This is a genomic window from Enterobacter cloacae complex sp. P24RS, assembly GCF_014982165.1.
GTDB lineage: Bacteria > Pseudomonadota > Gammaproteobacteria > Enterobacterales > Enterobacteriaceae > Enterobacter > Enterobacter quasihormaechei.
Genome location: NZ_JADCKU010000034.1, coordinates 1 through 6,899, shown reverse-complemented (window position 1 = coordinate 6,899; position 6,899 = coordinate 1). Strand labels below are relative to the sequence as shown.

The 6,899-nt window shown below is 56.7% G+C and carries 7 protein-coding genes; 1 reads left to right on the top strand and 6 read right to left on the bottom strand.

The window, feature by feature from the left end:
• Positions 1–66: 66 nt before the first annotated feature.
• From dgcQ to INF58_RS20835, 3 genes are all read right to left on the bottom strand, one after another.
• Positions 67–1,767, bottom strand: coding sequence for a cellulose biosynthesis regulator diguanylate cyclase DgcQ (dgcQ, locus tag INF58_RS20845; protein WP_112793153.1), 1,701 nt, complete (start codon positions 1,765–1,767; stop codon positions 67–69).
• An 83-nt stretch (positions 1,768–1,850) separates the two neighbouring features.
• Complete coding sequence (locus INF58_RS20840; protein ID WP_063450184.1) at positions 1,851–2,033, bottom strand: YodC family protein; 183 nt, start codon at positions 2,031–2,033, stop codon at positions 1,851–1,853.
• 78 nt (positions 2,034–2,111) lie between these two features.
• Positions 2,112–3,026 carry a DUF808 domain-containing protein gene (locus INF58_RS20835; RefSeq protein WP_353887284.1) on the bottom strand — a complete coding sequence of 305 codons (915 nt, stop codon included), beginning with the start codon at positions 3,024–3,026 and terminating at the stop codon, positions 2,112–2,114.
• A 175-nt stretch (positions 3,027–3,201) separates the two neighbouring features.
• On the opposite strand from INF58_RS20835, the gene yedA reads away from it, so the two are divergent.
• Positions 3,202–4,116, top strand: coding sequence for a drug/metabolite exporter YedA (yedA, locus tag INF58_RS20830; RefSeq protein ID WP_107533307.1), 915 nt, complete (start codon positions 3,202–3,204; stop codon positions 4,114–4,116).
• On the opposite strand, the gene INF58_RS20825 is transcribed toward yedA, so the two are convergent.
• From INF58_RS20825 to INF58_RS20815, 3 genes are read right to left on the bottom strand one after another with little or no spacing between them, the layout of a single operon-like run.
• On the bottom strand, positions 4,088–4,579 hold the full coding sequence (locus INF58_RS20825) for a very short patch repair endonuclease (protein ID WP_193528424.1): 492 nt from the start codon (positions 4,577–4,579) through the stop codon (positions 4,088–4,090). The genes yedA and INF58_RS20825 overlap by 29 nt on opposite strands.
• Positions 4,560–5,993, bottom strand: a complete 1,434-nt coding sequence (locus INF58_RS20820) for a DNA cytosine methyltransferase (RefSeq protein WP_193033481.1) — start codon at positions 5,991–5,993, stop codon at positions 4,560–4,562. The genes INF58_RS20825 and INF58_RS20820 overlap by 20 nt, the downstream gene beginning before the upstream one ends.
• Before the next feature lie 43 nt (positions 5,994–6,036).
• On the bottom strand, positions 6,037–6,738 hold the full coding sequence (locus INF58_RS20815) for a phosphohydrolase (RefSeq protein ID WP_193528423.1): 702 nt from the start codon (positions 6,736–6,738) through the stop codon (positions 6,037–6,039).
• Positions 6,739–6,899: the final 161 nt, after the last annotated feature.

Here is a 6,899-nt window from a genome sequence, read left to right as displayed (position 1 = left end):
TAACGATCCCGCGCGGGTATACCATACTCAGCACACCGGACCGGCCGGCTGGCGTGAAGGGCTGGATCACTTTTTGTCGTGAGCCTGCCAGACAACCCGGTTACGCCCGCGCTGTTTCGCCTCATACAGCCGCGCATCGGCGGCGGATTGCAGATTTTCGAAGTGGTAGTCGCCCTTCTCCTGGGCGCAGGAAACGCCAAACGACGCGCTCACGCGCAGGGTCGTACTTTTCTTAATCAGGATCTCTTTGCTGTTGATACGCTCGCGGATCTGCTCTGCGACGTCTGCCGCCTCTTCAATCGTCAGGCCGGGCAGCACGACGCAGAACTCTTCGCCACCGACGCGTCCGGCAATATCATTCGCGCGCAGGGTACTGGCAATCAGCCCGGCGGCGTGGGTCAACACCTTATCACCCGCCTGATGCCCATACCGGTCATTGATGCTCTTGAAGCAGTCGAGATCGATCTGAATGACCGAGAACGGCAGCGACTGCTGTTCACACTGCTTCGCCAGCCTTTTCGCCTGCTCAAAAAGCGCCCCGCGATTATTCAGCCGGGTCAGCGGATCGTGCCAGGCCTGCCATTGCAGCGAGTTCTGCATCGAATACATATTACTGACCATGCGCCGGATCACCAGCCATGAAATCAGCAGCATCGCGGTGAACAGCGCCCAAAGCAGGGCCAAAACAATGCTGATGCTGCCGAAATCTCCGCGCACCCCCTCATCCAGGGTATGGACCCGCAGGACGAGGCCGTCGAAATGATCGAGGCGCGCCCAGCTGATAAAACGGCTTCCCAGGCGAATACCGCCCTCGGTGTCCTGTTCTATGGCGTGCGCGATTTGCGCTAATTCCAGCTCATTGAAATGATTCACCTCGTCCGCTGGCTTCTCGGTGGTCGCCAGCATGTTGAGGCGGCTGTCATACAGCTGGTACTCCCCTTCCGTATGGTCGTCCATTGCCTCCACCAGCAGCTGACGCATGGTGGCAAAGGTAAAATCCATCGCCACCACGCCATACCAGACATGATCGTAGTAAACCGGCACGCTGGCCGTAATGAGCGGCTTTTTTCCGGCAAAGGCTGAGGGAGGAGAGATAAACCACCGAACCGCCCGCGCCCGGTTTTCACGATCGGTCTGCTGCGTAAACCAGGGCTGCGTCACCAGATGATAATAGCGCTGTGCAATATCGCTGTGATGGGGAGGTGTATCCGTTTCCAGAAAAAAACCCGCGCGAGAAACGTATAATATCCGCTCCTCGTGACGTGAGTTCGTGGATGCAAGGCGCAGCAAATAGCCCACTTCGAGGGCGGCGGAGATCTCCTTATCCAGGTAATCGTCATCGCGGTTGAGCAGCGTTGTTTGTTCAACAAACGCATCCGAAACGCCGTTAATCGGTAACGTGCGTTTTGGATCGACCGCGATTTGCCAGACGGGGGAACGCCTCACGCGTTCAAAACGCTTTACCGCTTCTTGCAGAACCCCAAACGCCAGCGGCGTCTCCAGCGCATCAAGCATGCTGTGGCGAAAATAGAGCATTTTATTGACGCTAAACTGGAGCTGTCTGTCCAGCGCGCTGGCCACCGTTTCCAGATGGTTACGCTGGCTGGAGATGTAGGCCTCCTCCAGCACCACGACTTCGCGCCAGGTCAGGAGGGTGGAAAAGATCAGCACAACGATAAAACAGAGATTAACAATCAAACCGGGATTGCTACGCTTATGCAGCCACTGCAACAAAGATTGTTTTTCAACAAAGGTATCGTGTTGCACACCCACTCCCTGATTGTCGCCCGCCATCCGACAGGATACGTCTTCTGCCAGTAAAACGCCCGGCATGGCCGGGCGTTGTGTGATTAAGCCTTGTCGCGCTCTTGCCTGTTATTCGCAGGCTGAAGCTCGTCTTCTCGAAAAGCCTCACGCTTAATGCCGTATCCGTCATGCCACCGACACTCCACCATTCCGCTGGAATAACCGGTAACAATCATGCCTGGACCACCACTTTTAGGCTTAACTTCATCACTGACCAAAAAGACCATACCTGCCTCCTGTATCAGGGTGAAACGTTTTCAATTTAGACGAGGAATAGCCTTTTTGCACCCGCAGCGCATCAATAATTAATGCGCTGTGCCGCGTACTTTTCCAATCAGCTTAACCACTGCCACCACAATGACACCGACGATAAAGCCCAGCACGAGGTTAAGCAGCGTCGGCAGAATGGCGGCGATTGCCGAACCATAACCTGACGCCAGATGTTCAATGGCATGATGCAGCGGGGCCACGCCGTGCACGATAATACCGCCGCCGACCAGGAACATCGCCAGGGTTCCCACTATCGACAAACTTTTCATCAGCCACGGGGCCAGTACCAGCAGGCTTTTGCCGATACCGCGTGCAATGGCGCTGGATTTTTTTTCCAGCCAGAAGCCGATATCATCCAGCTTGACGATCAGCCCGACCAGGCCATACACCCCAACCGTGACAAGAATGGCAATCAACGAAAGCACCAGAACCTGATTCATCAGCGGTGCTTCGGAGACGATCCCAAGCGTAATCGCCACAATTTCGGCCGAGAGGATGAAATCGGTACGAACCGCGCCTTTGATTTTATCGCGCTCGAACGTTTTTGGATCCTGCGCGGCCAGCGCTTCCAGACGCTGCTGGCGCATCTCGGGGGTGTCTTTCTCTTTGCGCGCCGCAAGCATATGCAGCACCTTTTCGGCGCCCTCGAAGCACAGGAACGCCCCGCCAATCATCAGCAGAGGCGTAATGGCCCAGGGGATAAAGGCGCTGATGAGCAGCGCCAGCGGAACGAGGATCACCTTGTTAATAAAGGACCCTTTCGCTACGCCCCACACCACCGGCAGCTCACGGTTCGCCCGCACGCCGGTCACCTGTTGCGCGTTCAGGGACAGATCGTCTCCCAGTACCCCGGCGGTTTTTTTCGCCGCCAGTTTTCCCATCACCGAAATGTCATCCAGCAAGGTGGCGATATCGTCCAGTAATGTTAATAAGCTACTTCCTGCCAAAATCTCTATCCTTCTTTTTTTGCTAATTAAGTGAATAGTATGGAACAAAACTCACCGCCCGGAAACTGGCACCTCGCGTCAACAAAAATTTCACATAACCAGCCCAATTAAAGCGCTCGCCAGCGAGATAGTTTTGGCGTTAACTATGAGCGACCTTTTTATTCCGTCGTGAGGGACTATGCGTTTCCGGCATTTATTACCGCTCATTGGAGCGCTTTTCTCCCTGTATATCATCTGGGGATCCACCTATTTTGTCATTCGCATTGGCGTGGAGAGCTGGCCCCCGCTGATGATGGCAGGCGTTCGCTTCCTTGCAGCCGGCGTGCTGCTGCTGACGTTTCTGCTGCTGCGCGGCCATAAGCTTCCGCCGCTGCGCCCTCTGCTTAACGCCGCCCTGATCGGCCTGCTGCTGCTGGCGGTGGGCAACGGTGCGGTAACCGTTGCCGAACATCAGAACGTGCCGTCAGGGATCGCCGCGGTGGTTGTCGCGACCGTGCCGCTGTTTACGCTCTGCTTTAGTCGTCTGTTTGGGATCCGCACCCGCAAGCTCGAATGGCTGGGCATTGCGATTGGGCTTGCGGGCATCATCATGCTTAACAGCGGCGGTAACCTGAGCGGGAATCCGTGGGCTGCGGTGATGATCATGATCGGCTCCATGAGCTGGGCCTTCGGCTCGGTCTACGGCTCCCGCATTGAACTGCCTTCCGGGATGATGGCGGGTGCCATTGAGATGCTCGCGGCAGGGATCGTGCTGCTGATTGCCTCCACCCTGGCGGGAGAAAAACTGACGGCGATGCCAGGCCTCTCTGGTTTCCTGGCCGTCGGGTATCTGGCGCTGTTTGGCTCGATTATTGCCATCAACGCTTATATGTACCTGATCCGCAACGTCTCCCCGGCGGTTGCCACCAGCTACGCCTACGTTAACCCGGTGGTTGCCGTGCTGCTGGGTACCGGTTTCGCTGGCGAAGTGTTGTCGCCAATTGAATGGCTGGCGCTGGGTGTGATTGTTTTTGCCGTGGTACTGGTCACGCTGGGTAAATATCTGCTGCCCGCGAAGCCAGTTGTCACACCGTGTGGGGTGGAGAAACCGTGATCGGGTGAATGCCCTGGGTGTCGATCTGCGCGGCCTGACCGCCGCCGCAGATCCACTCTTCCAGCCGTTCCGTCAGTTCCACATCATTCAGCTTCATTTTTCCGCGCAGCGCGCACTCCCAGACAATCAGCACCCGCCAGCCCTGGGCGTGAAGCTGCGAAACGTCGCGTTTATCCCGCTCGACGTTCCTGCCAATCTTCTCCAGCCAGAACTCGGTGCGCGTCGCCGGGACTTTAAACAGATAGCAGTCGTGATGATGCCAGAAACAGCCGTGGGTAAAGATGATGCACTGATACGCGTCGATCACGAAATCAGGACGCCCCGCAAGCGTGGCATCCTGAACCCTGAATTCAAACCCGACGGCGGTCAGGAGGCCAGCGACCCGTTTTTCAATCGCGGTATCACGCGTGCCGATGGCGCGCATGTTCTTGCTGCGCGTGGCCTTATTGTGAACGTCCGCCATTGACGGCCTCACTCTGACGAAGCTGAACGGCCTTGCTGATGCGAGAGGCCAGCAGTTTTGCGACGGCGGCGAAAGCCGGCACCACCACCGAGTTGCCAAACTGGCGGTAGGCCTGGGTGTCCGACACCGGGATGCGAAAACGATAGCCCTGTGGCGTCTCAAACCCCATTAAGCGGGCGCACTCGCGCGGGGTTAAGCGCCTTGGCCGGTGCTGTTGGTTCTGCGGATCGTCGAAATCTTTTTCACCCAGCGCCTTATCCCAGCCGCGATCGATAAGAATTTCCGCGCCATCTTTGTAGTAGCGCGCCGACAGCGTGCGCGTCACGCTGTCTGGATTAAGCGGATTAACCATGCCAAACCCAAAGCCGTTGCCTTTTGCCTGATGCTTTTTGGCATAACGATAGAGGTATTTCCACAGCACCGGCGTCAGGATAAATTTCGCATCGACGGCGGGCTCCAGCAGCTCGGCCACCGTCGGACGACGCGCCGGATAGAGCGAGGGCAAATCACGCAGCGTAAAGTCGCCTTTCAGATTGAGATCGCGGCGGAAACCCACCAGCACGATGCGTTCGCGGTGCTGTGGCAGGAAGTGTTTGCCGTCGATAATTTTCGGATCGTCCGGCCCCATATCCTCTGCATCCGCCACGTCGTAGCCCAGCTCGTCCAGGGTTTGCATGATAATGCGGAAGGTTTTGCCCCCGTCATGGCTCTTTAAATTCTTAACGTTCTCCAGCACAAAAATCGCCGGGCGACGCGCATCAATAATCCGGGCAACATCAAAGAACAGCGTGCCTTGCGTATCGCAGGCAAAGCCGTGCGCGCGCCCCAGCGCGTTCTTCTTCGATACGCCAGCCAGCGAGAACGGCTGGCAAGGGAAACCGGCCAGCAGCACATCGTGCGCCGGAATGGTGTTACGGATGTGTTCGGCGGCCTCTTCGTCGCTGATGCCGGTTTTATGGCTCAGGGTGACGTCACGAATATCCGCATTGAACTGGTGCGCGTCGGGGTCGCAGTACCAGTTCGCTTTATAAGTGCGCACGGCATGTTTGTTCCATTCGCTGGTGAACACGCACTGCCCGCCAATGGCTTCAAAGCCATGGCGAATGCCGCCGATGCCGGCAAAGAGATCGATAAAGCGAAAAGCATAATTCGGATGCGCGGCAGGAGGACGCGGCAGCAAATTTTGCAGGTAGCGGAACTCGCCGTCGCTGAGGCGGTGACCTGCCCTGTCGCTTATCAGCAGCCGTTTGAGTATCGCCGGGCTCCAGTGGCTCTCGCCATGGGCCTCCAGCTGGTTTGCCAGCGTTTTAGCATCGTACATTTCCAGCAGCTGACGCAGGAGTGCCTGCACGGCTGCCGTTGATTTCTCAACCCGCTCGGGCGCGGGCACAGTCACTGATCGATTTTCCTGCATTCTCTTAACCGGGCAATAAAGACAGAAAACAGAGTACCACAGTTCAGGATCGCAGACTGCGACGGAAATGGTTCAGCACCTGGCGATCAGTTCCGAGGTAATCACCCTGTAATTCAGCACTCAGCTTCGCCATAAACTGGATCAGGAAATCAGCATTGTGACGCGCAAGCTCCCGGCCTCGCGCGGTTTGCATGGTGTCCGGCAGGCGCAGGAGTTTGGTCTGAAAGTGGTCGAGCGCAAAGGATTTATCATCCAGCGCTCGCGCCCCGGCAAACGGGTCGTCGGCGTCAAACAGCGCGACGCCCAGCGCCCCCGACACGGCAAACACGCGCGCCAGGCCAATGGCGCCCAGCGCCTCCAGCCGGTCAGCGTCCTGCACGACTTTCGCCTCTGTACTCTGCGGCGCAATGCCCGCACTGAAGCTGTGCGCCTCGATAGCGTGCTCAACTGCCGCATAGCGCTCTGCCGGAAAGTCAGGAAACGCGCCGCTCAGGATCTCGCGCGTTTTGCGCGCCGCCAGCCGCGAGGACTGACTCCGCTCGGGATGGTTTTTCGGCAGGCTGACAATGTCGTGGAAGTAGCAGGCGGCCAGCACGACCAGCGGATCGGCGCCCTCCCCGGCCATGATGGTCTGCGCGGTCATCCAGACGCGGCGGAAATGCGCAATATCATGCGCCGCGTCCTCGGTAGAATGATTTTCATTGAGCCAGCGTTCAAAGCGGTGCTGCCACTGCGCATGTTCCATTATGACGTCCTGTAGTTCGAAAGCGTGAAATTATAATATATCCAAATGAAAGACTTTAAAAAATAGAATTGCGAAATACTTAATAATAATTACCCGCTATATTTTCAAAGCATTAATTCACGTGAAAAATAAAGAGATAAAAAGAAATATTTTGTAATATC

Coding starts and splice junctions, on each gene's coding strand:
- INF58_RS20840 (WP_063450184.1), bottom strand. CDS start 2,033: ATGGTCTTTTTGGTCAGTGATGAAGTTAAGCCTAAAAGTGGTGGTCCA.
- yedA (WP_107533307.1), top strand. CDS start 3,202: ATGCGTTTCCGGCATTTATTACCGCTCATTGGAGCGCTTTTCTCCCTG.
- INF58_RS20825 (WP_193528424.1), bottom strand. CDS start 4,579: ATGGCGGACGTTCACAATAAGGCCACGCGCAGCAAGAACATGCGCGCC.
- INF58_RS20820 (WP_193033481.1), bottom strand. CDS start 5,993: ATGCAGGAAAATCGATCAGTGACTGTGCCCGCGCCCGAGCGGGTTGAG.
- INF58_RS20815 (WP_193528423.1), bottom strand. CDS start 6,738: ATGGAACATGCGCAGTGGCAGCACCGCTTTGAACGCTGGCTCAATGAA.